General features: G+C 54.3%; 27 protein-coding genes. 17 read left to right on the plus strand and 10 right to left on the minus strand.

Translation table 11 applies throughout. The features are described from left to right. Positions 1-16: 16 nt before the first annotated feature. The 3 genes from RR51_RS18750 to RR51_RS31600 are packed head-to-tail and all read right to left on the minus strand — an operon-like array spanning position 17 to position 1530. The gene (locus RR51_RS18750) at positions 17-532 is read right to left on the minus strand and encodes a hypothetical protein (RefSeq protein ID WP_039614374.1); all 516 of its coding nucleotides are present in this window, start codon (positions 530-532) and stop codon (positions 17-19) included. Between the two features lie 12 nt (positions 533-544). Further along, positions 545-787: a hypothetical protein gene (locus RR51_RS18755; protein ID WP_023662185.1), complete on the minus strand. Its 243-nt coding sequence runs from the start codon at positions 785-787 to the stop codon at positions 545-547. Between the two features lie 11 nt (positions 788-798). After that, positions 799-1530, minus strand: a complete 732-nt coding sequence (locus RR51_RS31600; protein WP_039614375.1) for a hypothetical protein — start codon at positions 1528-1530, stop codon at positions 799-801. A gap of 1360 nt (positions 1531-2890) precedes the next feature. Here RR51_RS31600 and RR51_RS18765 point away from each other — a divergent pair. From RR51_RS18765 to RR51_RS18815, 11 genes are all read left to right on the plus strand, one after another. Further along, positions 2891-3529: a TnsA endonuclease N-terminal domain-containing protein gene (locus RR51_RS18765; RefSeq protein WP_011953077.1), complete on the plus strand. Its 639-nt coding sequence runs from the start codon at positions 2891-2893 to the stop codon at positions 3527-3529. After that, positions 3510-5468, plus strand: coding sequence for a DDE-type integrase/transposase/recombinase (locus RR51_RS18770; RefSeq protein ID WP_016497347.1), 1959 nt, complete (start codon positions 3510-3512; stop codon positions 5466-5468). Before RR51_RS18765 ends, RR51_RS18770 begins: the two co-directional genes overlap by 20 nt. After that, a complete protein-coding gene (locus tag RR51_RS18775; protein ID WP_010951429.1) occupies positions 5465-6424 on the plus strand; it encodes a TniB family NTP-binding protein in 960 nt (319 codons plus the stop codon). Before RR51_RS18770 ends, RR51_RS18775 begins: the two co-directional genes overlap by 4 nt. Positions 6425-6499: 75 nt before the next feature. Continuing rightward, on the plus strand, positions 6500-8416 hold the full coding sequence (locus RR51_RS18780) for a TniQ family protein (protein WP_010951430.1): 1917 nt from the start codon (positions 6500-6502) through the stop codon (positions 8414-8416). Between the two features lie 56 nt (positions 8417-8472). Then, a complete protein-coding gene (locus tag RR51_RS18785; RefSeq protein ID WP_010951431.1) occupies positions 8473-8832 on the plus strand; it encodes a histone-like nucleoid-structuring protein, MvaT/MvaU family in 360 nt (119 codons plus the stop codon). Positions 8833-9477: 645 nt separating this feature from the next. Beyond that, positions 9478-10320 (plus strand): TIGR04255 family protein, encoded by an 843-nt coding sequence (locus RR51_RS18790; RefSeq protein WP_010951432.1) that lies wholly within the window; start codon positions 9478-9480, stop codon positions 10318-10320. After that, positions 10317-11000, plus strand: coding sequence for a transcriptional regulator (locus tag RR51_RS18795; RefSeq protein ID WP_126404318.1), 684 nt, complete (start codon positions 10317-10319; stop codon positions 10998-11000). The genes RR51_RS18790 and RR51_RS18795 overlap by 4 nt, the downstream gene beginning before the upstream one ends. A 2-nt stretch (positions 11001-11002) precedes the next feature. Beyond that, positions 11003-11872: a hypothetical protein gene (locus tag RR51_RS31290; RefSeq protein WP_016497350.1), complete on the plus strand. Its 870-nt coding sequence runs from the start codon at positions 11003-11005 to the stop codon at positions 11870-11872. Between the two features lie 310 nt (positions 11873-12182). Further along, positions 12183-13106 (plus strand): hypothetical protein, encoded by a 924-nt coding sequence (locus tag RR51_RS18805; protein WP_010951435.1) that lies wholly within the window; start codon positions 12183-12185, stop codon positions 13104-13106. Between the two features lie 220 nt (positions 13107-13326). Then, positions 13327-13536 (plus strand): hypothetical protein, encoded by a 210-nt coding sequence (locus RR51_RS18810; RefSeq protein ID WP_003298409.1) that lies wholly within the window; start codon positions 13327-13329, stop codon positions 13534-13536. Between the two features lie 14 nt (positions 13537-13550). Then, the gene (locus tag RR51_RS18815) at positions 13551-13757 is read left to right on the plus strand and encodes a hypothetical protein (protein WP_003298411.1); all 207 of its coding nucleotides are present in this window, start codon (positions 13551-13553) and stop codon (positions 13755-13757) included. 143 nt (positions 13758-13900) lie between these two features. On the opposite strand, the gene RR51_RS31775 is transcribed toward RR51_RS18815, so the two are convergent. After that, positions 13901-14029: a hypothetical protein gene (locus RR51_RS31775; protein WP_003253468.1), complete on the minus strand. Its 129-nt coding sequence runs from the start codon at positions 14027-14029 to the stop codon at positions 13901-13903. A gap of 122 nt (positions 14030-14151) precedes the next feature. Beyond that, entirely contained in the window at positions 14152-15849 is a 1698-nt protein-coding gene (locus tag RR51_RS18820; protein WP_003298414.1) for a phosphoethanolamine transferase, read from the minus strand. 490 nt (positions 15850-16339) lie between these two features. Between RR51_RS18820 and RR51_RS29495 the strand changes: the two genes are divergently transcribed. From RR51_RS29495 to RR51_RS18835, 3 genes are all read left to right on the plus strand, one after another. Continuing rightward, entirely contained in the window at positions 16340-16678 is a 339-nt protein-coding gene (locus tag RR51_RS29495) for a zinc ribbon domain-containing protein (protein ID WP_079732563.1), read from the plus strand. Between the two features lie 54 nt (positions 16679-16732). Continuing rightward, positions 16733-17638, plus strand: coding sequence for a cation diffusion facilitator family transporter (locus RR51_RS18830; protein ID WP_010951438.1), 906 nt, complete (start codon positions 16733-16735; stop codon positions 17636-17638). A 157-nt stretch (positions 17639-17795) separates the two neighbouring features. Beyond that, positions 17796-18146, plus strand: a complete 351-nt coding sequence (locus tag RR51_RS18835) for a DUF3147 family protein (protein WP_011953105.1) — start codon at positions 17796-17798, stop codon at positions 18144-18146. A gap of 32 nt (positions 18147-18178) precedes the next feature. Here the strand turns inward: RR51_RS18835 and RR51_RS18840 are convergent, their stop codons facing one another. Then, positions 18179-18505 (minus strand): DUF2790 domain-containing protein, encoded by a 327-nt coding sequence (locus RR51_RS18840; RefSeq protein WP_010951440.1) that lies wholly within the window; start codon positions 18503-18505, stop codon positions 18179-18181. Between the two features lie 689 nt (positions 18506-19194). Between RR51_RS18840 and RR51_RS18845 the strand changes: the two genes are divergently transcribed. Together RR51_RS18845 and RR51_RS18850 are read left to right on the plus strand one after the other, a co-directional pair. Beyond that, positions 19195-19869 carry a heavy metal response regulator transcription factor gene (locus RR51_RS18845; protein ID WP_003253457.1) on the plus strand — a complete coding sequence of 225 codons (675 nt, stop codon included), beginning with the start codon at positions 19195-19197 and terminating at the stop codon, positions 19867-19869. Then, entirely contained in the window at positions 19866-21284 is a 1419-nt protein-coding gene (locus RR51_RS18850; RefSeq protein WP_010951441.1) for a heavy metal sensor histidine kinase, read from the plus strand. Before RR51_RS18845 ends, RR51_RS18850 begins: the two co-directional genes overlap by 4 nt. Positions 21285-21341: 57 nt before the next feature. Here RR51_RS18850 and RR51_RS18855 read toward each other — a convergent pair whose 3' ends face one another. Then, on the minus strand, positions 21342-21929 hold the full coding sequence (locus RR51_RS18855) for a hypothetical protein (RefSeq protein ID WP_010951442.1): 588 nt from the start codon (positions 21927-21929) through the stop codon (positions 21342-21344). Between the two features lie 266 nt (positions 21930-22195). On the opposite strand from RR51_RS18855, the gene RR51_RS18860 reads away from it, so the two are divergent. After that, positions 22196-22417, plus strand: coding sequence for a hypothetical protein (locus RR51_RS18860; protein WP_039614376.1), 222 nt, complete (start codon positions 22196-22198; stop codon positions 22415-22417). Between the two features lie 83 nt (positions 22418-22500). Here RR51_RS18860 and RR51_RS18865 read toward each other — a convergent pair whose 3' ends face one another. The 3 genes from RR51_RS18865 to RR51_RS29500 are packed head-to-tail and all read right to left on the minus strand — an operon-like array spanning position 22501 to position 25317. Continuing rightward, positions 22501-23955: an ArnT family glycosyltransferase gene (locus tag RR51_RS18865; RefSeq protein WP_039614377.1), complete on the minus strand. Its 1455-nt coding sequence runs from the start codon at positions 23953-23955 to the stop codon at positions 22501-22503. Further along, positions 23949-24932: a glycosyltransferase family 2 protein gene (locus RR51_RS18870; RefSeq protein ID WP_010951445.1), complete on the minus strand. Its 984-nt coding sequence runs from the start codon at positions 24930-24932 to the stop codon at positions 23949-23951. The genes RR51_RS18865 and RR51_RS18870 overlap by 7 nt, the downstream gene beginning before the upstream one ends. Continuing rightward, on the minus strand, positions 24898-25317 hold the full coding sequence (locus RR51_RS29500) for a GtrA family protein (RefSeq protein WP_010951446.1): 420 nt from the start codon (positions 25315-25317) through the stop codon (positions 24898-24900). Before RR51_RS29500 ends, RR51_RS18870 begins: the two co-directional genes overlap by 35 nt. Positions 25318-25407 lie beyond the last annotated feature (90 nt).

Consider the following 25407-nt stretch of genomic DNA (forward strand, 5'->3'; position numbering starts at 1 on the left):
TGACCTTCCTTGAATCTCACACCGGTTTCAGGTGAGGCGTTTTTGAGTCGGCAATCTGCACTAGCATCGCTGGTTGCATGGTCATCACATCGAAGCCCATCGACTCAAACCACTCGCGATTCATCAGCGAACGGGCTTCGGTTGGTACGTCGAAGAATCCGTTGTCCTCTGACCAGAAGCGGCAACTGACCGGGTGCAACAGATCGAGGTCGAATGAGCCGCCTGGATAGATGCACACGATCAGCTCCCAAGACGCATCAGGCGGCGTTGGCCACTGATACCCTGCTGGCGCTTTGCGTTCACGTTGCCCGCCTTCAAAGCGCCCTGAAAGGCCGTATACGAACGCACGCACCTGCCACATCGCCACCACGCGGCCTTGTGCTTTCTGATCGGCACAGACGCGCTGGAAAGCCTTACGCACCAATGGCTTTGGCAGGCCCCATACAAAGCAGGAAATGCCTTGCTGGTAGAAGGCCTCAAACCCCATTACCGGATACCCCGCTTCGTCGGTCGCTCGATCCAAATAGTTCATGGCTCATTTTCCCTAGTGCGCGACCTGGGCGGCTTTGGCCCGGTCATTAAGTTGCTTGGCCAGCGCCTCGCCGGCTGCCGTCAGGTCGTAGTCACCGTGCGCGAATGACACCAGCCCTCGCTTTCGCAGCGCTTCGCAGGTACGCACCCGCGCAGCGTAGGACAATGGGCCATGCACGCCGAAGTCATCCCAGCCCCAGCCGGTCCCCAGCTTCATCAGTACGGTTTTCATCGGCTCACTGAGCTTGGTGGTCACGGTCGATATCCCTACCAGAATGGGGTCATAGGAACGCGCTCGGTCATGAGCTTGTCATTGCCATGCTCAGCACTGAATGCCTCGTACTTGGCGATATTTGCCTTGCAGAACGCTTCCAGCTCATCGGCTGCTAGGCGTGGCGAATAGGCATAGACAGGTTCCGCCGAATCATCCAAAAACTGCTCTGTGCCATCCGCATGGATCACTACGGGTACGCCCCCCAGCAGCACTTCCACATCGGTGATGAAGGGCGCAGTCTCGGCGCCACGGGGATCAAAAATCACCTGCCCCCCGGCCTTCATAGCTTCAAGCAGCAAATTGCGCCGGCCTTTGGATCGCTCGTATTCGATCACAATCACGCGACCATCGGCGTACACCTCAAAATCATTGCCGCATGCGTCGCAGGTGTCTGGCCTGCTAGGCCCATCCATCTGCCGGACCACAGCAATCTGGGTCGTGACCGTGTGCTGGCAGGCCGGACACGCAACGTCGAGCGTGCGGCCTGCTGGCCAAGGGTTTACCGCCGCAGTCAGCTTGAAACGGAAATCAGTGCGGCAGCCTGCACAGGTCACGCCGTAGGCGCGAATCGGCGCCAACGAAAAATGCCCCTGTGGGTCTTGCTGTCGCCAGGTCGAGGCATGGAACTCTTCGGTGGTATGGCAGTGCGGACAGGTCACATCAACGCTTGTCGCGTCGGGGTTGATTGGCTGGTGCACTTCGAGCAAATCGGACTCAGATGGCATGGTCGCTCATTTCCTTAGTACCACTAGATATTGTGTTGAAAGCAGCTGAAGAGGACACAAGATGTAGTGTCACAGCGTCATTTCCTTCATCGGATCAGAGGGAATGGAGTGGTTCACAGTCCAGCGACAAACGTGACTACTGATCAGACGCAGTGCCCCCCTGCCGATCGTTTTGACCTAGGGCCGGCGCGAGCCCTGCTTCGTCAGTGGCGAAGTACGAAGCATGCGCAGCCCAATTACATTTTGGGCAGGGGATGTCACCGCCATGGCGCAAGGCGCCACCTGGTTCGTCGCAACTGTCCTCATCCCAAAGAAACCCATCAACACACTGCGCGTCGGGATAGGACGCACCGAAATGCCGACCTTGGTAATCGCAACCCAGAGCTATACCAGAGATCACACACCCTCCTTAGCAACATAAAGCAAACTGATACATAACACGTATGCGTAATAAGATGGTACCACAGGTCGAGTGCTGGGGCAGACCAGGAAAGAGGGGACAGATCATTTCAGGCCGGCAGTGCAGGCGTTGTAGGTTCACAGAAAAGCTGCACGCTTTCACAAATAGATGACCGGCCGGGCTTCAACCATGGCCCCTGTCGGTCACCATCAAGCCCGCCTTCGCGGGCTTTTTTTGCCTGGAATTCCTGCCGGGGCGCCCTACTCCGCTCATTGGAAAATGATGCAGATGGGGGGATTTGAGGAAGTGATTTGATGGGGCGCTGGAAGTGCTGAGAGGGTCGGCGGGCGGATCTGAGCAGCAGAGAGATTGAGAGGACTTTAAAACTAATATTTGAACACCTTAATAGTTAATTAAGCGTACGTGTTAAGTATTAATTTGAACAATTTAGTATGGAAATGGAATTTGGTGGAAGTTGCCATTTTGGATTTTTTGTAGATTTCGAAGGGATGTTGGAATAAGATCTATGACCAACTTTTCCGCTTTGCACTGAAGATTTTCAGCCAAATCAGCTGTTTGAAGCGAGAGCTTCAGACCTGATCCAAATTGCTCCAGCGATCACGAAGTGGCCGTTTAGTAATAAAGAGAGCAAGCCGATTGCTTTAGATTCTGATCAGTCATGAGAGTCATGACCAATGAGAGAAAAGGAGACCTGAAAATGTAGAAAAACGCGATCAATCCCGAGAGGACTGACCGCGCTTAGCGAAGCAGACTTGCGTCCTCAGAACCCGCAATGTCTGCTTTTTCGAAGCGACTGTCAATCCTCTCCCATTTTTTCGACCTTAGCGAGGTTACTCGACGGCACAGTGTTGCCTGTCGAAAGGCCTCACTTCGCCCGCCCTGCGCCTTGATTTTTTGGCGCAGCGTCGGCGCTCGTTTCGAGATTTTCGGAGGTGTTTCATGACAGTACGAAAGGTGGTCACGCGGCGGTCCAACCATTACCGCGGCTACTTCCCATCGCTCAAAAATAAAAAGCCTGTGCCCTGGGAGTCCCAGCTCGAAGGCGCTCTTTTTCGGCTTCTTGAGCTGTCTCCTGCGGTCATCGGCTACGTCCCGCAGCCCAGTGAGGAACGTGTTCCATCGCTCCAGGGCTACTTCAAATATTACCCAGACGTACAGGTTTTCCTCGCGGATGGGCGCGAGTGGTGGTTTGAAGTGAAGCCTCACGACCGACTGAAGATTGCCAGCGTCAGGCAGCGACTGGATGCCGCTGAGCGCTACTTCAACGCCACTGCCCGTAACTTTTCGGTGATCACTGAAAAGTTAATTGAAGCTGAACCCCTGGCTACCAATCTTAGAAGGCTGATGTATCACCGGCGCGGTCCAGAGCTTTCGCATCAGGCGTTGGAGGAGGTAATGGCGACCTTCAACGAATGGCCGCCTATGACCGTTGCAGATCTGCTCTACGTGGTTGGTGAGGGGAAAGCCTGGCGCTTGTTAGGCCTTGGGGTGGTGGGCATTGACCTTGATAGGTCAATTGACACTGACTCCCCGGTCTTCCTGCAAGGGGGGCACCGTCATGCAAACCTTTTCCCTTAGGGTGAAATTGGTCGTCATCGTTCGTGGCGTACTGATGGTGCTTGAGAAGAGGCTTATTGACCGGAAGCTGCTCTTTTTCGATGAGCTTGGTGAGCCCACGAAGCTATCCGAGAAGGAGTTCTATGAGGCCTACGAGAAGCGCGAGATCGAGATCTCCGCTGATCAGCCATACCTTGGGAAGGTTCCGTATGTGCGGAACGTCCCTCCAGATATTTCATGCTTCCCCAAAAAACATGGAGATGAGGCATTGCGTCGACGCAAGTATCTGGACGACCTAACTAAGCGCGGTAAATACAAGCTACCGGGTGACGAAGACATGATCAAGAAACTTAGAGATATCGCCAAAAAGATTGGGGATGCGTGCGCACCCTCGGTTTCCACTATTCGACGTTGGGCAGCCAAATACATTGGCCAGAACGTAGTAAAGCTTATCCCTCAGCATGCCAAAAAGGGTCGGGCTGCCGCGATACAGGGAGAGCTCGAAGTTATTCTTGAAGGGGTGATTAATAAAACCTACCTGCAGGATACGATTCCAGCGGTCAGCGTGGTCGTTTCAGAATTCGAAGATCAGATAAAAGAGAGGAACAAAAGTCGTTTGCCTTCGGATCAGCTCAAGATCCCAAGCGGAATGACTGTCCGAAGGTACATCGCCAAGCTGGATCCGTACCTTGTGGATAAGGAGAGGCTCGGAAAACACGCAGCAGACAAGAAGCACCGTGTTGCGGCGGGTGTCCTACGTGTCCATGAGATTTTGGAACGTTGGGAAATTGATCACACCTTGTTGGACGTCCAGCTTGTGGATGAAACCTCGGGGCTGTGCATTGGGCGCCCCTATCTGACGATCGTCCTCGACCGCTTCTCTCGAATGGTGATGGGATATTTGCTCCACCTGTCGGCGCCAAATACGGAAACCGTGCTTCGTGTGATCGAACGCTCAATCCGTCCAAAAGCCGAATTGCTGAAGCGCTTTCCGAAAGTGAGAAATGAATGGTGGGCACGTGGGCTGCCGGCTCGAATAGTCCCAGACAACGCAGCGGAATTTCACGCGGGCGATCTCATCATGGGATTCAACGAGTTGGGTATCGAGATCATGTATCCCGCTTCAAGGGCCCCTCAAAGGAAAGGTGCCGTCGAACGCTTTTTCAGCACACAGAACCTGGGGCTTATCCACAACCTCCCGGGTACCACCTTCTCGAATATCCAGCAGCGTGGCGATTACGACTCGGAGAAGAATGCATGTTTCACGCTCCCTCAATTGGAGGCGGTGGTAGTGAAATGGATCGTCGATGGTTACCACCAGACTCCTCATCGGGGGCTGGACAACAGAACACCGGCTCAAGTCTGGGGGACTAGCGAGGCGAACCATGTCATCAGCCTTCCCGTCGACCTGGACTCGTTGGAGTGCATTCTGGCCAAGCGGGCCTCGGTGAAGGTTCACCATTACGGCATCGAGGTTGCCAAAGTGGGCTACCACTCTACGGAACTTGCTGAGCTCCGTATGCGTTTGGCAGACGGAGAAAAGGTAAACGTCCGCTATCGAGACGAAGCCGGGCACGTTTGGGTTCACGACCGCTTCAGAAACTTGTTCTTCAAAGTGCCCGCCAAAGATGAGCGAATGGCCGGTAAGAGCAGGGAGGTGTGGAAGGCTGCCGAGAAAGCGCTGCGAGAAAAATATAATGAGCAGCCTAGCTTCGAGGCTACGCACAGGTGCTACCAGGAAATTATGGAAGATGCAGACGAGGCCCGCCGTTCGCAGACGCTCAGAAAACGACGCGCAGCTGCCATAGCGAAAATCGACAAGGAGGGTCGAGTGACCGAAAGCACGCCTCCACCCAAGGTACTCGCTGAAGTGGAATGGACCGGTGACTCTATTCCTAACATTCCGCCAGCAGCCTTCAAGGTCTCGGTTCGTCGCCCTGCTGGGAGTTCTAAGCCATGAACGCCATCAATCTGTACGAATGCTACGAGCATGGTGAATACAGCTTTACGCTCCGCGATCGTTTTATTCACAGCCCTCAAGTCGAGCGAGCGTTGACGCGACTAGGCGATATCCACGGCGATAGTCGGCGTACCAGAGCAAGTAAAGGGTTGCTGATCCAAGGTCCAAGCGGAGTGGGCAAGAGCACATTGGTCAAGGAGTACATTCGGTCATTGGAGGAATTGGAGAGCCATGACCCACAGAAGCGGACAGTTCTGTTCGTCGAGATGCCTTCGTCTCCAACCAAAAAGAACCTGGCAGCAGCCATTTTGGCAGAGCTGAAGGATCCCTTCGCAGAGGCACGAGGACATTCGGCAGAGGTTAAATTTGCGCGAGTAGTCCTGCTGCTGAAGAACCTTGGCGTGGAGATGTTGGTCCTCGATGAGGCGCAGCACCTGGTCGATTATCGTCGTAATGGTGCGTATGAGGCAGCAGACTGGATCAAGAGTCTGATGAATGAAACCAGTATCGCGTTTGTTCTGATTGGGCTGAAGCGCACCGAAAATCTCCTGCTAGCAAACGAGCAACTGCGACGCAGGTTTTCGGCCACGGTGGCATACGATCGCTTCACCTTCTCCGCTAATACGTCTCTTCATTTCGTGATGTTGTTGCAGGCAATCGAGGGCGAACTGCCTGTTCAAACCATCAGTTTTGTAGAGCCAGCGATGATTAAACGCTTCTACCTGGCTTCCTATGGATTGATCGACTACCTCATCAAGATTGTGGACAGGGCTGTTTGGCTGGTTCAAGTCCAGGACCTTGTCGGGATTGAACTTCCTGTGCTGGCCCAGGCTTTTGAAGACGAGGTTTGGAGCTACGCCACCGAGGATCGAAACCCCTTCAGTGCGAGCTTCAATTTCCAGCCTCTGTTCGGGAAGCGGGAGCCGTTTGAGACGTTCGAAGAGAGCAGTACCTGACGGCCAAGGGCCGGGCTTATCGGCCCGGCTCTACTCCCCTGATTTTTATGTCTTCGATTTCATGGATGTGTAGGAATGTTTGGTCTTTTAATCAACCCACGACCACACCAAGACGAAAGTCTTTTGGGGTACCTGCAGCGCCTGGCGAAAGCCAACGGATTACCCAGAAAGGAACTGCTCACCGCCTTTGCACGAGCCGACGAGACCGATGTTGCGGACTGGCTGCAGATGATGGAAGGACCACTGAGCTGGCCTGCGGTATCTGCTGAGTTTCGTGATCCAAGGCCCAAGGGGGTCAAGTTATGGACGACTCATCACGCTCGTTACTGTCCGATCTGTTTGGGCGAAGCCGGTTATTGGAGAGAAAGCTGGGGCTTGACCCTGGTTACGACGTGTTCTGTCCACGGCACTGAACTCCACGGGCGGTGCCCCAACTGTCTGAAGGAAACCGATCCAAGCGCAATGAGTGCGAATAGTTGCCAAGCGTGTGGCACCTCATTGAGTGGGACCAATTTTGAGATCGCGCCGGCGAGTGATACGGCCGCCTGGCTCACCTCTGGCTTTGAAGATAGGTTTTACGCCGACTCGTTGCCAGCTGACGCGGGATTGGCGGCCCTCACCTACGAACAGTTTCACGAGTTGTCATCGCGTCTCGCTGTCAGAAGTTTGCCTACGGAAAGAACCCAGCCGCTGAAGGTTGCTGATTCGGGTTCGCTAGAGATATCGCGGCTTATGGCAAACGCGGCGGGCGTGGTTCTCATGAACTGGCCTCTCGCATTCAGAGAACTGCTGAGTGGCCTCAAGGCAGTCCATTCCGATAACGAACATTGGACGCTCAGCAGATCGTTCGGCCCGATATACCACGACATCCACCGTGATCTGGATGACTCTTGTTTTGACTTTCTTCGTCGAGAGTTCGAATCATTTCTGCAGCATGCGTGGGAAGCACCGTTAGCGAAGCGAAATCGCAATTTGAGTGAGGAGACGATTGAGAGACATCGTTGGGTGTCGTTCGATTCTGCTGCTGAAGCTTGTGGTCTCGGGGTATCAGTCATAAAACGCCTTCATCAGGAGGGACAAATCGCCTATCGGGAGAAGGTCCATGAAGATCGAGTCTTTACGGTCGTGGACCTGGATCATTTGAAGGCAATCTCGCAGCATCTCCAGGGCGTGGCTGATATGAAAGAAACCTCGACTTTGCTAAGCCTCTGTCGCAATCGGGTTAGGCAGCTGCTAGCTGGTGGTACCCTCCAGTTCTTTGGTGGAGAACCGCGCCCAGGCGAAAGGTGGCTGATTGACTGCCGCTCGATCAACGAATTGATTGATGAGAAGCTGCCTACCAGCTCTGACCAGAGCCTGGTGTCGATCAACTACTTGGCCAAGCATTCTCTGCCCAAGGGGGGTGGGTTGGTCGAGTTGGTTCAGGCAATACGTGCAGGTGAACTTCGCGCTTACGGCCCAGCTGAGAATGGCTCGGTTGCGGTAGGGGCGTGGTTACTCAAGCCGCAAGATTTTGCAGCGTGGCAACAAGCCCGAGCTGAGAACAAGAGTCCGGTCTTTCCCGGCCTGTCGGTAGTCAAGGCTGCTGCGCTGTTAGGCGTCAAAGAACAATGCGCATACGCGTTCGTTCGACTGGGTCTGCTATGGAGCACTGCTGTCGAACGAGGCCGGCGTACGCAATTGATGGTTAAGCCTCAAGCCATCGACAGATTCAGGCGTGGCTATATCTTGGGACCGGAGATTGCGGTGTATTTGGGGAAGTCGACCAGGGAGGCGTTCAAGCACCTTTGGGAGGCCAGGTTTCGCCCCGTTGCGGGGCCATCCATTCCAAACGCGGCTTGCCGGCAGTACGTTTGGGTAAGAAGCAAAAAGCTGATCGATTACCTCGCAAGTGAAGCCGCCCAGATCGACGATCCTGAAGCCATCACGTTTTTATCCACACCGATCGCTCAGCCTCGTGATTGCCGATTCAGGCATGTGGGATCAAGATAGTTAGCACGCTTTCTTTCTTGATTGCTAAAATCATCGAACCCATTTTGGAGAATCTTATGTCCCGTCTCGCTGAATTCCGCCTGCTCGAACAACAGCTCGCAGCCCAACTGGCGGAGCTGGAAGCGCTGAAAAATGACTCTGCCCTGAAGCAGGAAATGGAATTTGAAACGAAGCTGCGCAGTTTGCTCAACGAGTATGGCTACGGCCTGCGCCAAGTGGTGCTGATCCTCGATCCGCAAGCGGTGGCTTCCACTGATATGGCCCCAAAAACCTCTCGGAAACCACGCGAAGTAAAGGTCTACAAGAATCCACACAGCGGAGAGGTTGTTGAGACCAAGGGTGGTAATCAGCGTACGCTTAAGGCTTGGAAAAACGAGTATGGCGCTGAGGTAGTCGAGTCTTGGCTCGCCAATTGATTGCACTGCAGGCGGCTTCTGGCACGAGATGAATCGTGGTGCGCCCCGAATGCAAATTCCCATTCTGGGGCGTGACGAAATTTTCTGCGGGTGGTGGTGACACACAGTTTATGCGCATTAAATAGAGGTCCACTTCAAAAAATGGACTCTCCAAAATGCGGAATGCTCTCGTCTCAATCTCAGTGAACACCATCGCAAGCCTCCTGACTGCGCTTGTGCTTCACTGGATCACCCGTCCTCTTTCCGACCTCTCCATTCAGCCAATCACGGCCTCAAACTCTGGATCCAAGAGCTCTTCGTGCTCTTCGTAGATGAGAAATCTGGACCAGACAGCACGTTTCTGAACCACCCCATCAGAGCAAGCGTTCCCCTGGATTGAGCTATCTGGTGACGATTCGTTGAGTTTCTTCTCACTGCTAGGAAGAGCTCTGATTAAAAATTCGTGCTTCCTCAGAGGCTTAGCGATGGTGTCTGTAGAGGCTTTTCTGGAATGACGAGTAAGCTCCTGATGGAGGCGTTTTCTGCACTCCATCCCTCACGGGGACCGCTTGTCAAATCGAAAGGCCCTGCTATACAGTTCTTGTCAAAGGATTTGTCAAATGATGTAGAATCCGGTCCCTCGTTGGGCGCGGTGGAGGAGTTAACATGTCAGAACGCGAAGGGGTCTTAGCAAGGGCGCCGCTTATCTATGCGTTGAGCGTAATCAGATTTGCCCCGATTCTTAAGCTGCCAAAGCTGATCCCAGACATTCAGCACACGATCCGTCAGAGCCTCCCGGGCTTCTTCCAGATGGTCAAGGGCGTGCCGCCTGGAGTGATGCACAGCGGAGAACCGAATTCTTGGGCGTTCCTTAATCGGGATGCTGACTACGCGTGCGTGCTGGCCATGGATCACATGATCCTGCAAAGCACAAATTATCTTCATTTTGATAACCACTTAGCGCTTTTCCGTGAGTGCATTGAGGCGCTGGTAGGGCAAGCAGGTGCATTGGATATCACCGCTATCGGGATGCGGTACGTCGATAAAATTGAACCAGCTGAAGGTGAGACCCTAGCCGACTACCTTCCGGAAGCCATGCTCCCACTTAAATGCGATGAGCTAGCGGCGCATGGGAAAGTCCCCAAGGAGCAGCTTGGAATCTCTACTACCACCTACCATCTAGATCCGGAGTATCTGCACATCAGATGCTGGCGGCAGACTGGTATGTGGATACCGGAAGATTTGGTCGAGCCGGCCATGGTTTTCGAAATTGCTAAGCAATCGAGGAATTCATCCAAGCATGGTGCTCCTCTGCAAGGTGCATTTGTGCCTGTTAGCGAAAATGGTGCTCTTCTCGATACGGATGCGCATTGGCCGCTGCAGTTAGCCGAACGACTGGGAACCGAGGAGATCTGCACGAGACTCGACGGTTTGCATAAGACTGCTAACTTTGCTTTTAGGACAGTCGCGAAAGATCATGCCTTTGAGGTTTGGGGGAAGGCGAAATGACTACAGCAATGAATGGGCAATGGATTGATCCTACCGGGGCTGCTGTAAGCAGATCTTCTACTTGGGAAAACCCTGAAATTGCTCCGCGTGTAGGTAGCACGACAGCAAACCCTGTATTGGCGATTGCTTTCACAGCGATGCTGGCCGTTTCGGTAGTAGTCGCTCCTGGGACTGCCTCCCTGCCCTATCCACAACTTATCGGCTCAGCAGGCATGAGCTTTCATGGCGTGCATGCTGGTGCCTGGACCGAGGTGGACACCAGCCAGGATGCCAATGTTACCGAAGACGTAGCGCCGGCCTTAATCGAGGAGCTTAGGAGCGACTTCAAGTTGTCAGATAGCTCCATCGCGCAGATCTTCAACGTGTCTCGTCAGACCGTGTACAATTGGCGGACTGGAAAAACCGCCACTGGTTTTCCCGAGAGGCTTGCGGCTTTAACTGAGGCGTTGCGCCAAGTTAACGCCGAAGAAGCGCAGTATCTGCATCGGGTGCTTTTCTATCCAACCGCCGATGGCCGCCTGATTCAGGATGCGCTTTCGGATGAAGCGTGGAATCGAAATGGCGCTAAAGGTGTGTACGGAATGGTTGCGGAGTTGGCTGGCAAGGCGCAGCAGCTACGTGATAGGGACCTCAAAACCATCGCCAGGTTAGAAAAATCGGGCGGTTCGAATTTGGTTTGATTATGGCTGATACACCTGAGCAAGAGATCGTAAGTGCCATTAGCGCTGCTGGTTGGCTGCAAGGAGATACCGTCTCAGGTGACGCCTTGATTGAACACATATCCGAGGAGGTCCTGAAAGGCCAATTCGAGGGGGTGGCTCCAGCTTATTGGATGTTGGCCTCCCATTCCTGCACGGTGCATGCACGCAACCTTTGTGATGCGCCGTGGATAGAGTGGATTGCCGTTAAGGTAAAGAAAAAGGCCTTTGATAAGCAGCTGCACGCCCTCAATCCACGTACGCTGCACCTGCAGCACGCGGAAAAGCAGGTTTTGGAGCTCAAGATTCACAAGCGTGTGTGGACCAAGAGAGCCGTGCTTCCGACGCTCCACCGAAATCCGGTAATCACGCTGAGCGAAGAAAACGGTCAGTATTTCTCATACTGGATGTCCCACCATTACAACCGTATTGCGATGCCGGACGAGTTGGTCAACCGCCTGAAGGCAGACCAAGGTGACGACGGCATGAAGGGCATCGCCGTGCTTGTCGACGATTTCCTCCATCAGAACAACCAATTTTTCGCTAGTGCTTGGGTTTCCTTCAACCCCAAGGGCGAGATTCGCGACCCGGCTGAGCCCTACGAGGTGGTGTTCCGGTTTTTGACCAAACGAGAGCACGCCAGGCGCGCAAATGAGCTGCACGACCAGCTGAATGAATTGCTCGGGGTGGCCAGAAATCTCAACGATGGGCTGTACTTCGGTGGAGCAGACGTCACGGTGCTCCAAGACTTTACCATGCTCGATGCGGAAGACTTCGTGCGGTACAACCTTCACGACTGGCTCAGTGTTGGGGATACCGATGAAGATGAAGAAGGTGCCGATGATGCTGACTGAGCTGCTATCGGCCTCCCCTTTAGGATCTGGGTTTGACCTTAGCTGACCGGCTGCTCTACAAACCAATTGATTTTCTCCGGAGCCGGTGTCACTGTCGCTCCAAGAATAGCCCCCACGCCTCGGGCAGGTCCCAGACCTGTACTGCGCACCAGGGGGTTAGTTGTTTCTAGGGCCCGCCCAGGTCGATCAGGCATGCTTTGGGCGGGCCTCAAACCAGTGGGTGACCACCAAAAGGGTCAGTTAGGCCTACTGCTGCCTATCCTCGCTCGTTACCATCCAGAGACCCTCTATTGATACGGTTTCAGCAAAGATGGATGTCTATAAGGTCCGCATCGAAGACACAGAAAGCAAGATCATCGACAAGGAAGGTTTCGAGGCCGAGACCTTCCGCAGAGATCCATGGTACCAGCCTGGAAGTGCCGGCAAGCTAGCTCAGTTTGCTGTATGCCCGGCATGCGACAACCCTGTCCAGCTGGTTGGGCTGTATGAGCTACCGCCTAACGTGAAGAACCCATTCGGGAAACATGCTACTAAGAGCATTCGCGGCATCGCTCCATTTGATAGTGAGGCCCGTAACGATTGCCCGTACTTCCAGCCTCGCCAGCACAAGAAAACAGAACGAAAAACCAGGTTTGACGGCGTCCCACGGAAGATTCTCAAGCTATTGATCGAACAGTTCGATCGCGTGGTTTACATCCTGGAGAAAGAGACCCAACTGGTCCTTTCCGAGAACGCGTTGAGAGGCATGCTGCAGCGTTACAAGGGAGAGCGTGGCTACCTCTATACCGGCGCGACGCTTCGCAATGTGCCATGGATCTTTGCTTACATGTCGGACGCCACCCGCCTGTTTGGCCAGAAGGTCATTGGAAATGCTGAGCTGGTGAAAGCTATTGCCGCTGAGGTGCCAGGGGCGGAAATCAGCAGCACTGGTCGGCTGGAATCGAAGAAGGTGCCTGGTTCGAAGGCGGCATATTTTGATCTCAAAATGAGTTTCATCCGCCATCGAATCGTCAAAGACAGTGAAGCGTCCGGCTTGGTTGAAAGCATGGAGTTTGTAGTGTCACAGCCTCGCGGAGGTGAGCTTGAGCACATTCACAAGGAAGTCATCAAATTCGATTCGGCTTGGTTCGAATCCCTTATCCGGATGCCGGTTGATCATCCTTATCGCAGAATGGATAGAGTGAAGATGGCCCGGGAGGAACTGGGCGATCTGCTGGAGCTGACTCAGGCCTGAGGAGGCCTGTTGTAAACCACTTTTTTTCACTGTAACCACAGTGGTTTACAGTGAAAAAAAGTGGTTTACAACGTAGCTACGACACGCGCCCTGGCCACTCCCCAGGCCAGCGCGCTCCTCATTGATTCGTTCAGTCGGGCGTCGAACACCTATGCTGCTCGGGGCCTTGCCACGCCGCGGTGTCCTATAATTCATCTTCAGCTGAATGGAGCAAAATGTTGTGAAGCGCACATTCATTGGAATGGTCGAGGCTGGTGAGCCACTGATGAGGCAAGCGCTTGAAGCTATCCGACAGGCCCACGAAGCGGAGGCTGCTGGATTGCCAGACCTTGAGGTACAGCGTCTTCACCCATTGGCAGATTCGCTCTATCAGGCGGTCATTGATTTTCAGCTCCTCAAAGCAGGTAAACCACCGTCGACTATCCAGTGAGGACCTGCCGCTACATGACGAAAAAGATGCCAGCTCTTCTCCCCGACCACCCCATGTATACCGACGCAGTGGATGCGATGAAGCAATACCACGAGGCGCAGGCTTCTGGCTCATCTGCCGAAGAGGTTGAGCGCCTGCGTCAAATCGCAGAATCACAATTTCGGGCTGTCAGCGAGTATCAGCTCAACGCTCTGGGATATCAGTCTCGTCGTCCGCACTGAAGGGATAACCGATCCGGAGGTAGCTTCAGAATCCATCAAGCCAAGCGGAAGACTCACGACGCGGTCCGATTGATCAGCGAGACGGTCGGGAGGGTTTGCACACAGCCCCAAAAAAAAAGCAGCTCCCGAGAGCTGCTTTTTTCTTACTCCCCCTTTTTGTGCTTGTGGGGTTTCAGGTCCGGATGGTCCTTCTGCTTTTCAGGGGTGACTCGCTGCCTTTTGTCCGGAGTGCCATCTTCATTGGTGCGCTTTGGGCCTGGCTTGATGCTCATGCAAAACTTCCTTTTCCGCTTGGGTTGTTGAATGCAGCTATGTAATTAGTCCAGCTTCTCTCAGCTGTCAAAGCAGGCTGGTGCAGAACCGCCTGGCCGATGATCCGGTCCACATCGAACATTCAGAGGCCAGAATAAGAGCCTCCGACAAAGGGCTTACAAGGGGCAGTGAAATCCAGCGCTGAGCGATACGAAGACGTCTGGACGTTCATCATGCCGAGCACGGTGTGGAACAGGTTGTCGTGGCTCAGCGGTGACGTGGTTTGAGCTTTCAAACAACCCACGTTGACCTTTTCGCTCTTCGCGAGCGAGTCAGACATCCAAAGTACCAACGGCACCTTTGTTTGCTCGTCAGGAGCCATCGCGTAAGGCAGCCCGTGTAGATAGAGCCCACCCTCCCCCAGCGATTCGCCGTGGTCCGAAACGTACATCAGCGCAGTGTCGAACTTGGTGTTGGCCGCCAGGATATCGATGAGATTTGCAGTCACATAATCGGTGTAGAGGATTGAGTTGTCGTAGGCATTGACCACCTCCTCCTGCTTACATTTGTCGAGCTCGTTGGTCTCGCACACCGGTGCGAATTTCTTGAATTGCGAGGGGTAGCGCTTGTAGTAGGCCGGGCCGTGACTGCCTTTGTAGTGGAGCACCAGGACAGCATCGCCTTCCTGGCGCTTGATGAAGTCTTGCATCTCCGTGAGCAGCACCCCGTCCTTACACTCCTCGCTGGTGCACAGTTGGGAATCCGCGTGAGAGGCAGCCTTGTGGTTGGGAACCCTGTCGCAGACCCCTTTGCACCCCGAGTTGTTGTCAGTCCACATGACACTGATGCCAGCGCGTTGAAGCACGTCGAGCAGCCCTTCTCGGCTCTTGGCCAAGCCATCTTTGTACTGGGCCTTACCCACGTCCAGGAACATGCATGGCAGCGAGACCGCGGTAGCGGTACCGCAGGAGCTCACGTTCGTGAAGCTAATGACATTTCGCTTTTCTAGTTCCGGATTCGTTTCACGGGAGTAGCCGTTGAGGGAGAAGTTGGCGGAGCGAGCGGTCTCTCCTACTGCCAGTACCAGCAGCCTGGGTTTACGAGCCGCACCCTGTCGATTAACTACCGCATCAGTACCAATGGCCGTCAGCGTTTTAGGTGAGGCCAGCTGACGCTTCAGGTACCCATGGCCAGCCGCAAACAAGTTGGTAGGTACCAGAATCAGCCGGATCTCCCGATTGTTGCGCAGCAAGGAGGCATACGACTGGTACTGACTCAACGCGATGCCAGATAAGGTCAACAGAGCGAGCGACAGAGCAATGAACCTGCTGACCAAAGCTTTGGCCCAAGGCTTGCGCCGGAGGGGAACCCGGGCAATCAGGTAGACGGGCAACACCCCAACCATTGCGACCCAAAGACCGAGCTTCCAATTCAGCAGCTCGGTTGCCTCAGCGACGTCGGTCTCCACAACGTTGGTGAACATTGTGTAATCGATCACGATGCCGTAGGCATTCATGAAGTAACTCGCAAAAGACGCGCTGATCAGTACCAGGCACAGTATGGGTTTGGCCAGCCGCCCCCATGACAGCAAGCTCAGAACGGTAAACACCCATGCGAATACTATGACTGGGAGGCTAGCCGCTAGCTGCCAGTTCACTTCATCGGTTTTGAATACCAGCTTCCAGAGCACGTTCCAGAGCTCAGCGTTCGCGAATAGCAGTAACCAAAAAGTCACCAGGCCGATTAGCAAATTAGTACTGATGCCTTTCTGCCGCGCATTGCGAATAGCAAAGATCCATTTGCTTAACAGGGTGTGAACAATGGATTTGGAAGGTGTCATTATCAAACTCTGGAAGCTGCTTATCCATGGCGGTAGCTATGGAGTTAGCGGGAGCTACAAGGCAAACCGTCGACAGATGCTGAGCGATTGCGCAATGTGCGGAGCGTCAGAGGCCTTAGGCCCCTAGGCGTTGGGGACGCTTAGTATGTGTGAGGCATAGGGATAAAAAGAGAAATGAATCTCGCTGAGCGCATTATTTCCGGGACCTGATAACGACACGATGACCTCGGGATTACAATGCTGACAGAAATCCAATTACTGCTGTTTTGATTGTCATTGATCACGCTATGATCAAAATTAGGGGAATACTACCCACCAAAAGCAATGCTCCGCTCAGCTAGATAAATTTAATTTCACAAACAAAACGGTTTCGTTTTGTCGTAGGCTAATTTTGAACTTTCAATTCAACTTACAAGTCTTTCTCGCGAGCAGAACATAATTTTCAACTTTTGCTCGTTAATATGTCACCCATCAATGAGGGGCGAATACCATGAGCTTTTTCAAAAACATCCTGGGCGGGCACCATGGCCGTGGAAACCACGGTGGAGGCAAGCACCACAGCGGGGGACATGGGGCCGAGCAATATGATCGCCATGGCCGGCAGCAGGGCTGCGACGGCGGTAATCAGGTGTATGACGGCGGGCGCCCTCCCACTCCTGCCCCCATCAAAGATCTGCAGGGCTGCAGGCAGTGCCGGACGGCCAACGATCCGTCAGCACGCTTTTGTCTAAACTGCGGAACACCGCTATCGAGTGGTTGCACCGCCTGCGGCTCGCTGCTGAGTGCAGGAGCAAGATTTTGCAGTCAGTGTGGCCAAGCGACGCTCTAAGGCTAGGTAGACAGGAAGGCCAACGAGACCACAACCCTGCGCAAGGAGAAATACGTGGGTTCAAATCATGACCATGGCAGCGCTGCAGTACGCGAGGGGCATCAGAAGAAGCTAATCATGGCGCTCGGCTTGACTGGCAGCTTCATGATTGCAGAAGTGATCGGTGCGTGGATTACCGGCAGCCTGGCGCTGCTGTCGGACGCATCTCACATGTTCACAGATACTGCCGCCTTGGCGATCTCACTGATTGCACTTCAGATAGCCAAGCGGCCGGCGGATCAGAAAAGAACCTTCGGCTATGCGCGCCTGGAAATTCTGGCTTCGACGTTCAACGCCGTGCTGCTCTTCCTGGTGGCGATGTACATCTTGTATGAGGCCTACCAGCGCTTCTTCATGCCGGCGGAGATCGCTACCGGAGCGATGATGTGGATCGCAATCGCCGGCCTGATCATCAACCTAATTTCGATGCGCCTTCTGGCATCTGCGAGCAACGAAAGCCTCAACGTCAAAGGAGCCTACCTCGAAGTTTGGAGCGACATGCTCGGCTCGCTTGGCGTAATCATCGCGGCACTTATCATCCGCTTCACCGGCTGGACCTGGGTCGACACGATTGTCGCTGTGGCGATCGGCCTTTGGGTTCTGCCGCGGACGTGGCAGTTGCTTCGCGAAAGCCTGGGGATCCTCATGGAGGGTGTCCCGAGGGGGCTCGACGTTACGGCAATCGAGGCCACCATCCTCGGAGTAGATGGCGTGACGGACGTTCATGACTTGCACGTGTGGGCTGTCAGCAGTGGCAGTAACGTGATGACGTCGCACGTAGTGGTTCGGGATTCTGCAGATGGGGATGCTGTGTTGGCGGCCGTCGTGGATGCTGTCAGCGATGCATTCGAAATCCATCACTGCACCATCCAGATCGAGCGGGCAGCTTTCCACGAGAGCGTTCCCTCACCCTCGCACTGACCGATCGGTAAACACCATGCAAACACATCACCCTCCTGGCTGAGGGTGATGTTGCAAAAAAAATGCGGTGAGGGATGCCGTAAACGGCAGGAGCGCTTCAAGGGGGTTGGTGAATGGCTTCGCCTGCCCTCGTCAACAACCTCCAGAAGGCTCAGCGATGGCCTGGATCATCACGAAGTACCTACTCACTGCCGGTATAGTGATTCTCGTGTCAGAGCTGGCGAAACGCAGCGACAAGCTGGGCGGCTTGGTCGCCGCCCTACCCTTGGTCACGGTCGTGACGTTGGTCTGGCTCTATTTAGAGAACCAGAGCATGGAGAAGATCTCCAACCATGCTTGGTACACGTTCTGGTACGTGCTTCCGACCCTGCCGATGTTTATTGCTTTTCCATTGCTGCTACCTAAGCTCGGCTTTTGGCCGACACTGATCAGCAGCATCCTCATCACAATGGCCAGCTTCGGAGGCTTCGCCATACTGCTGCGCCGGTTCGGCATTGAGCTTCTATGATCCGGTGGCCGCAGGGATCATCTTGATGAGTCTTAACGGCTATTAACACACTCGCCCTTCACCAGGTAGCGAACCATGTGCAGTTCGCCTTTCGAGTCTTCGTAGGTCATCATGCTTCTTACATTACCGCAGTACCGCACATTGGGTGATACATACACCAACTTACCAACGTCCAGGTCCATGCCATAGGCGTAGTCTTCTAGTTGAGGCATGGGCTTTTTTACGCGTTGAGCATAATCCGCTGTAGCCTCTCTAGCAGTACGCTCGATGTGTTTATTGATCTCCATACCGCTTTGGGCATTGGCTGTTAGTGATGTAAAGAGCATAAACACGGCGATCGCTGATACAGTAGTGTTCATAAGAAGTCCCTTAATAAAAAAGCGCCCGTAGGGGGGCGCTAAAATTCACCTACCAAAGGAGCGTATGGTTTACAGGTGAATGCACTGGCGCGAACAACTGCTCGGTGCTCTTGCCAAGCTGCTTTGAAATGAGACAATTTCCAAAGCAGCGATGCCTCTTCCGCTGCCCTTAAACTAGCAAAGGAGGCTAACACCAAGATGATCGTGCAATTACAATTTGGACATGTAATAGATTGTAAGATAATTATTCGAGAGAATATCGAGCCGCCACGTGAACTAATTTGCAGAAAGGCGCTGCGGTTTGCGGCCGTGCATGGGGTCTGCCTGCGTGGCGCCCTCGATCCAAGGCCAGTACCAGTCCTTGCAAGCTAACGACCGAAATGCTGCCTGTCCTGGCCGATTCCACCTGCCAGGCGAATCTGTCATACACCGCCGCAGGCCCCAGAATCCGCTATGCTTAGGGGTGGAGCCTGCATGACTGTCAGAAATCTTGCGGCTACATTACAAATTTGTAGGATTTCGCCGCGGCCAGCTTCTTCGCGTTAAGATTCAAGCGTCCTCAGGTGACCCGGCGTATGGACAGAGGTAGCGACTACCACATGCCATACCCTCAGCCAAACTTTCGAACAGCCTGCAACCATAATCTTGGCGGATTAGGCCAACTCCTTCCTCACACCTTGAGATAAGTTATGCGCGTTCTAGTTGTGGAAGACGAAATTAAAACTGCCGAATATCTTCAGCAGGGCCTATCCGAAAGCGGGTATGTCGTAGATATCGTGCACAACGGTGTAGATGCTCTGCACTTGTTCAACACTAATGTCTATTCGTTGGTCCTCCTGGACGTGAACCTCCCGGGTATCGACGGCTGGGACCTGCTGGAAACCATCCGTAAGACCAGCCGGGTCCGCATCATCATGCTGACCGCCCGCGGACGCATCAATGACAAGCTCAAGGGCTTGGACGGCGGCGCGGATGACTACCTTGTGAAGCCATTCGAATTCCCTGAGCTGCTTGCTCGCATCCGTTCGCTGCAACGCCGTGGTGATGAGTTAGTCGAGAAGAGCTCGCTGAAAATTGCCGATCTGGAACTCGACTCCGTCCGCCATCGCGTCTTCCGCGGTGGCACACGCATCGATCTCACCACCAAGGAATTTGCGCTTCTGCACCTGCTCATGAGCCGAACGGGCGAAGCGCTGACTCGCTCTCAGATCATCTCGTTGGTCTGGGATATGAATTTCGATTGCGACACCAATGTCATCGATGTAGCCATCCGGCGCTTGCGCTCGAAGATCGATGACCCGTTTGAAACCAAGCTCATTCACACGCTTCGTGGCGTTGGGTACGTTTTTGAGGAACGCGCATGAGGCCATTCAGCCTGGCTGCAAAGCTGGGGTTAAAAGTTGGGTTGATGAGCGCAGCGTTGCTGCTTCTGTTCGCCACCTTTGGCTATCTGATGGTAGGCAAGGCTCTGGAAAGAAATGCCAGAGCAGACCTGGAAGTAAAGATGGCGGGGATGGCTCACAACCTGTCCACCATCCCGGACATCTCCGGCGTCAACGCGGATGCGCATCAGCTTGTCGATTTGGTCATGGGCCACAACAACCTGTATGTGAGCATATTCGATACCTCACAGAATCAGACTCCCCTGCTCTCGATTGGCTCGAAACAGGTCAATCTGGAGGTGCACAAGTTTCAGCCGGCGGCCCAGCCCAAAGAGCACGAATGGCGTGATACGCAGGACCGTCCTCTGCTGAGTGCTTCTCGAATCATGCGTTTGGGCGATGGAACAGAGGTCAGCGTCTATATGACCATGGACCAGTCATCCAGTGAGGCGCTGCTCGATGCGTTGCTGACCTGGGCCTTGATGATGTCCCCCGTCATCCTCGCACTGATCTTGGCCATTGGCTGGTGGACTGTGCGCAGAGGCCTGCTACCACTGACCAAGTTCCTCAAGATCGCCTCGAAAATCTCAACCGAGAGCCTCGACCATCGCCTTCCAACTGATGGGATGCCGGCAGAACTCAAAATGCTCGCCGACGGCATCAACATCATGCTGGCTCGCCTGGATGATGGGGTTCAGCAGCTCTCGCAGTTTTCTGACGACCTTGCTCACGAACTTCGAGCACCGCTTTCCAACCTGATGGGCAAGGCCCAGGTTGCCTTGACCAGAGAACGATCGCTTTCCGAGTACCGGGAGGTTCTGGAGTCGTGCACAGAAGAGCTGGACCGCATGAGCCGCATGGTTTCCGACATGCTGTTCTTGGCCCAGGTCAGTCATCCAGCATCAATGGTGGAGTTCGAATCCGTCTCCTTGGTCGACGAGGTTCAGCGAGTGTGCGATCTCTTCAGCATTTCAGCAGAAGAAGGCGAGATTCAGCTGCAGATCTCCGGCAGTGATGACGTGGTGCGCGGGAATCGCCTGATGGTTCAACGTGCCGTCTCGAATCTGGTCTCGAACGCGATCCGTTACTGCCCTCGCGGCCGCACGGTCTACGTTAAGGTGCAGCATAGTGCGAGCGGTACGACGTTGAGTGTCGGCAACCCCGGCCGTGGTATTGCCAAGGAACACCACGCGCACTTGTTTGAGCGGTTCTACCGTGTGGACAAGAGCCGAGCACGGAGCGAAGGCGGTACCGGTCTTGGCTTGGCCATTGTGCAGTCGATCATGAGTCTGCACCAGGGATCGGCGAGCGTGGAGGTGACCGAAGAAAACTTCACCTGGTTCCACCTTCACTTTCCGGAAGCCCAGCAAATGCAGCCGGCAATGACCGCCGCTTAAATTGCGCAGACACGATTAGGCCCGTCAATCGACGGGCCTTTTGTTTGCCTCAATGCATCAGTGCCGAAGGACCACAGGGTCCATGGGCGACCGCAGAATCACCGACTTAATAATCTTCTGTTCGTCAGGATTGGCGTTTTTCCACAGGTGTGAGAAGTACTGAGCATTCACTTTCTCTTGAGCACTTACGCTGCCGGCGGCATCGATCAGGCGCATGGTCGAGTAGACACAGATCAGCGCCAGAATGAAGAACGCCGTGGCGACCACCATCACATAACGCTTGGCCAGCACCGGTGCCCGCTTGAGCTCCTGGATAGAGGCGTCCGCCGCCTTTGTCGCTGCTGTAAGCTCCGAGATCAGTGGCTGGATGGCGGTGTCGACTCCGCGGCATGCAGCTGAATACGCTGATGCAGCGGCGCGCAAGGCAACCTCCTCCGCGTTCGACCAAGCCTTCTCCGCCTTTCGCACCTCCTCCTGAATCTGCCGGCCGACAGCGTCCACCTGCTCCACCAGTTCGTTCGACCTCTCCAGAACAGCGCTGGAGGTGCGCGTCTGCGAGGTCAGCTCATCGAGCTGGACAGTGAGTTTTTCAGTGCAGCGGCGAAAGTCACCGATAGCAACTGCCCAGGGCTCTATGTCATTCATGGCTATCTCCTAGGGCGGCCAACAACGCCGCGCTGAATTAACGCGCTAGATATCAAAATTGTAATTTAAGAGAAAATTCGAAGTCGCCCTCGACAGTGCCGAGATAGACATGATCCTTCCAGATTTGAAGATTTAACGCATCCTATCTGCAGCCAAAATTACGGAATTGTAATTATTGACTCACCTTGTCGTTAGCTTCGCGTTCCTAAACTACAAACCAACAAAGGCCGCTAATCAGGTTGGCCTAGTATGAACCGAGGTTCACAATGAAATTTGTCAAATCTATCGCTATTGGCAGCCTGCTGCTGGGTCTCATGGGTACCGCTTACGCTGAAGGCGGCTTCGAGCGAACGAAACAGTTCAACGAGAACTTCCGAACCGAACAGGCTCGCCTATGGAGCGATGACTCTTCGGACCAGAACAAACAACAAGTCGCTCAAGAGAAAAAGAAAGAAAGCAAGGATGGTAAGGAGCAAACCGACAATTAATCGGCGGTTATATAGGACTTCAAATGACGAAAGTAATCGACAAAAAAGCCAGGGTAAAAACCTGGCTTTTTTGTGCATGGAATTTAGCCTTCGTTCTTGCGAGGCGTTCCCGCATTGCTTTCTCCAGCCAGCCCCTCGGCACCTTGTACGGTACGTTTCCAATGGCAAAGCAGGAGCTGGCTGGCGTTCGCTTCGGTGATCGGGGTGCAAGCCAGATCAGCGGGCAGACCATCCTTGCTGTCTCGCAAGCGTCTGGACAGATAGAACGAGCCATCCTGCGGCCACTGGGCAGGATCCTTGATGTTCTCGGACTTCCCGCTGCTGTAAAACTCCGATGAGTATGAGCGGCGGCCAGGATAGATCAGGGGAGCAGAGTGAGCGGTCTGCACATTCAGCCACGCTTGAACCACATCTCGCTGATTCTGTGGTCGCTCTTCTAGTACTCCGGCGTAGATGATGCCCGCACCGATGATTGGCAACACTAAAGCGCTCGCAGCGGAAGCCCAGGTGGTCTTCGGGCCAACTTCGCTGATCCGTGCGGACAGCAGCAATGCCCAAGCTGGCAGTGCAGGTAGCAGGTAGGTCCACAGAATGTTGCCAGCGAATGTGAAGAAGACCGGTGTCGCCAAGGCCCAGAGCCATAGGTAGGCTTCGAAGCGCTGCATCGATCCACGCTTGCGGATCAGCAGTGGTAGGAACAAGGCCCATGGAAGGAGCGACAATCCGAGCTGGATCCAGATGGTGCCATATGGCTTTGCATGAGCACTGCCATACAGGTCGCCCGCCCAGTTACTGACGACGTAGCGGCTCCAGTGCTCACCAACGAAGAAGTACTCCATGAAGCCGGGCGTTTTCATCTCGGCCGCGACATACCAAGGCACGGATATACCGAACATAAGCACAAGGCCGCTGATCCAGGGAAGCTTCAGTACCCGTCCCCATTCCTTGTAGATAACGAACCAGGCGAATGCCGGCGCCCCCATAAGCACCAGGGTCAGCGGCCCTTTGGCAAGCAAGCCCAGCCCGAGACCTGCGAACATCAGGTAGGCATCCGCCTTGCTGGCGCACTTCATCCAACGCCAGAAACCGTAGCTGGCCAGCAGAATCGAGAACGACAAAACAGGGTCAGTCAGCACAACACCGCTGGAGACCAGGCCAAGTGTGGTGCTGGAAAAAATAATGGCAGCCCAGATGCCGGCGTTACGAGAAATCTGCTGCGTGCCGAGTTTGATGATGATGAAACAGCTTGCCAGGTGGAGTAGCCACGCTGGGAAGCGCGCAGCGAACTCGTTAACGCCGAAGACCGTCATGCTCGCGGCCTGGGTCCAGAAGGACAACGGAGGCTTGCCCCAGAACGGTACCCCGTAGTCGAACATGGGCGTGATCCAGTCATTCAACTCGACCATCTTGCGAGCCATTTCAGCGTAACGGGCCTCAGATGTGTCCATCAGCGGGTAGATGCCCAGCCCCACCAAACGCAATAGCAAAATCGAACCCAGGACCCACCACAGCGTCCTCTCGTTCTTCAGGTTCAGCATTTCTTACCCTCGATCGAAGCCATCGAAGGGTGGAGTGACACGGGATCTGCCTTGTTGCTGTGCTTCAGGAAATAGAGAGGCCGGCGCTTCACTTCCGCGAGTGTCACGCCCAGGTACTCCCCCACCATGGCGACACCGACGCACATGAATGAAGCCATTCCGACGATCAGGTGATGGATGTCGAAACTGCCTGCCACAAGCGACGCAAGCATGTAGCAGATGCTGGAGACGAAAAGACCGAAACTGATGAGGCTGAAAATGCGCAGTGGTTTGCGAGAGAAGCTGACGATGCTCTCGATGGCCAGATTGAACAGGCCAGCTGCATTCCATTTGGTGCTCCCGGCATGGCGAACAGTGCGATTGTAGGGCAGTTCGATGGTACGAAAGCCTACCCAGCCGATCATGCCTTTGAGAATCCTGGAGCGTTCATCCAGGGCCCGCAGGGCTGCCAGCGGCGCAGGCCCAATCAATCGGAAATCGCTGACATCGGCCGGCATGTCCACCTTCTCCACCAGGCGCTGCATGACCCAGTAGTAAGCCCGGGCACTCATGCGCTTGAACCACGAATCACCGATTCTCAGGTTGCGCTGCATGTTCACCACGTCGTAGCCGCGTTGCCAGTAGTCCACCATGGCCGCGATGAGCTCTGGTGGATCCTGCAGGTCGACATCAATGAAGATCAGCGCACTGCCACGGGCATGGTCTATCCCGGCGCTCAGTGCAGCCTCTTTGCCGAAGTTGCGACTCAGGGACAGGCAACGTACAGATGACCCATCCTGATAGTGGCGAAGAATGTCGGCCGTCCGGTCATTACTGCCGTCGTCGACATAGAGGATTTCGCAGGAGACGGGTAAGCGCTTCACCACGCGGGTGATTCGCTGGTGGAACTCGGGGATGGTTTCCTCTTCCTGGAAGCAAGGGACCACGATGGTTAACAAGGGATCAGGGCGCTCGGGAAAGCGATGTAATGTCTGCATGATTGAATGTCCAAAAACGATGTGCAATGAATCCAAGTGCAGTGAGGCTTAAGGTCACTACGACTTGGGAGATGAGCGGTGACAGATTCGACTTGATGAGGAACCACATACCCACGCCATTGCCGAAGTTTGTGGTTAACGCGACCAGTGCAAACCTGACAGGCTGAAACTTACGAGAGCCATCTGCCACAAAACAGAGCGCCCTATTTCCAATGAAGCTCGCGATTGCGCCAACCATGCCGCCACAGATACTGGCCAGTAACGGAGTAACGAATTCTGTCGTAACCAGCAATAGGAACACCGCATAATGGACTCCCGTTGCTATGAAGCCGATCCCCAGATAACGAATCAGTAAGGTAGTAAGAGGTGGGGTTTGATTTTCCATGCCCAAAGCCTATGGAGGCAAAGGTGAAAAAATAGTGAACTAAATGTAAATGCGTAATTAGCCGAATCTATATATGGTAAGTAACAAGTC

The organism is Pseudomonas sp. C5pp, assembly GCF_000814065.1.
Classification (GTDB): Bacteria; Pseudomonadota; Gammaproteobacteria; order Pseudomonadales; family Pseudomonadaceae; genus Aquipseudomonas; species Aquipseudomonas asiatica.

Coding starts and splice junctions, on each gene's coding strand:
- RR51_RS18795 (WP_126404318.1), top strand. CDS start 10,317: ATGACTACAGCAATGAATGGGCAATGGATTGATCCTACCGGGGCTGCT.
- RR51_RS31775 (WP_003253468.1), bottom strand. CDS start 14,029: ATGAGCATCAAGCCAGGCCCAAAGCGCACCAATGAAGATGGCACTCCG.
- RR51_RS18820 (WP_003298414.1), bottom strand. CDS start 15,849: ATGACACCTTCCAAATCCATTGTTCACACCCTGTTAAGCAAATGGATC.
- RR51_RS18780 (WP_010951430.1), top strand. CDS start 6,500: ATGTTTGGTCTTTTAATCAACCCACGACCACACCAAGACGAAAGTCTT.
- RR51_RS29500 (WP_010951446.1), bottom strand. CDS start 25,317: ATGGAAAATCAAACCCCACCTCTTACTACCTTACTGATTCGTTATCTG.
- RR51_RS18845 (WP_003253457.1), top strand. CDS start 19,195: ATGCGCGTTCTAGTTGTGGAAGACGAAATTAAAACTGCCGAATATCTT.
- RR51_RS18850 (WP_010951441.1), top strand. CDS start 19,866: ATGAGGCCATTCAGCCTGGCTGCAAAGCTGGGGTTAAAAGTTGGGTTG.
- RR51_RS18750 (WP_039614374.1), bottom strand. CDS start 532: ATGAACTATTTGGATCGAGCGACCGACGAAGCGGGGTATCCGGTAATG.
- RR51_RS18835 (WP_011953105.1), top strand. CDS start 17,796: ATGGCCTGGATCATCACGAAGTACCTACTCACTGCCGGTATAGTGATT.
- RR51_RS18770 (WP_016497347.1), top strand. CDS start 3,510: ATGCAAACCTTTTCCCTTAGGGTGAAATTGGTCGTCATCGTTCGTGGC.
- RR51_RS29495 (WP_079732563.1), top strand. CDS start 16,340: ATGAGCTTTTTCAAAAACATCCTGGGCGGGCACCATGGCCGTGGAAAC.
- RR51_RS31290 (WP_016497350.1), top strand. CDS start 11,003: ATGGCTGATACACCTGAGCAAGAGATCGTAAGTGCCATTAGCGCTGCT.
- RR51_RS18840 (WP_010951440.1), bottom strand. CDS start 18,505: ATGAACACTACTGTATCAGCGATCGCCGTGTTTATGCTCTTTACATCA.
- RR51_RS18865 (WP_039614377.1), bottom strand. CDS start 23,955: ATGCTGAACCTGAAGAACGAGAGGACGCTGTGGTGGGTCCTGGGTTCG.
- RR51_RS18815 (WP_003298411.1), top strand. CDS start 13,551: ATGACGAAAAAGATGCCAGCTCTTCTCCCCGACCACCCCATGTATACC.
- RR51_RS18785 (WP_010951431.1), top strand. CDS start 8,473: ATGTCCCGTCTCGCTGAATTCCGCCTGCTCGAACAACAGCTCGCAGCC.
- RR51_RS18860 (WP_039614376.1), top strand. CDS start 22,196: ATGAAATTTGTCAAATCTATCGCTATTGGCAGCCTGCTGCTGGGTCTC.
- RR51_RS31600 (WP_039614375.1), bottom strand. CDS start 1,530: ATGCCATCTGAGTCCGATTTGCTCGAAGTGCACCAGCCAATCAACCCC.
- RR51_RS18805 (WP_010951435.1), top strand. CDS start 12,183: ATGGATGTCTATAAGGTCCGCATCGAAGACACAGAAAGCAAGATCATC.
- RR51_RS18775 (WP_010951429.1), top strand. CDS start 5,465: ATGAACGCCATCAATCTGTACGAATGCTACGAGCATGGTGAATACAGC.
- RR51_RS18765 (WP_011953077.1), top strand. CDS start 2,891: ATGACAGTACGAAAGGTGGTCACGCGGCGGTCCAACCATTACCGCGGC.
- RR51_RS18855 (WP_010951442.1), bottom strand. CDS start 21,929: ATGAATGACATAGAGCCCTGGGCAGTTGCTATCGGTGACTTTCGCCGC.
- RR51_RS18870 (WP_010951445.1), bottom strand. CDS start 24,932: ATGCAGACATTACATCGCTTTCCCGAGCGCCCTGATCCCTTGTTAACC.
- RR51_RS18790 (WP_010951432.1), top strand. CDS start 9,478: ATGTCAGAACGCGAAGGGGTCTTAGCAAGGGCGCCGCTTATCTATGCG.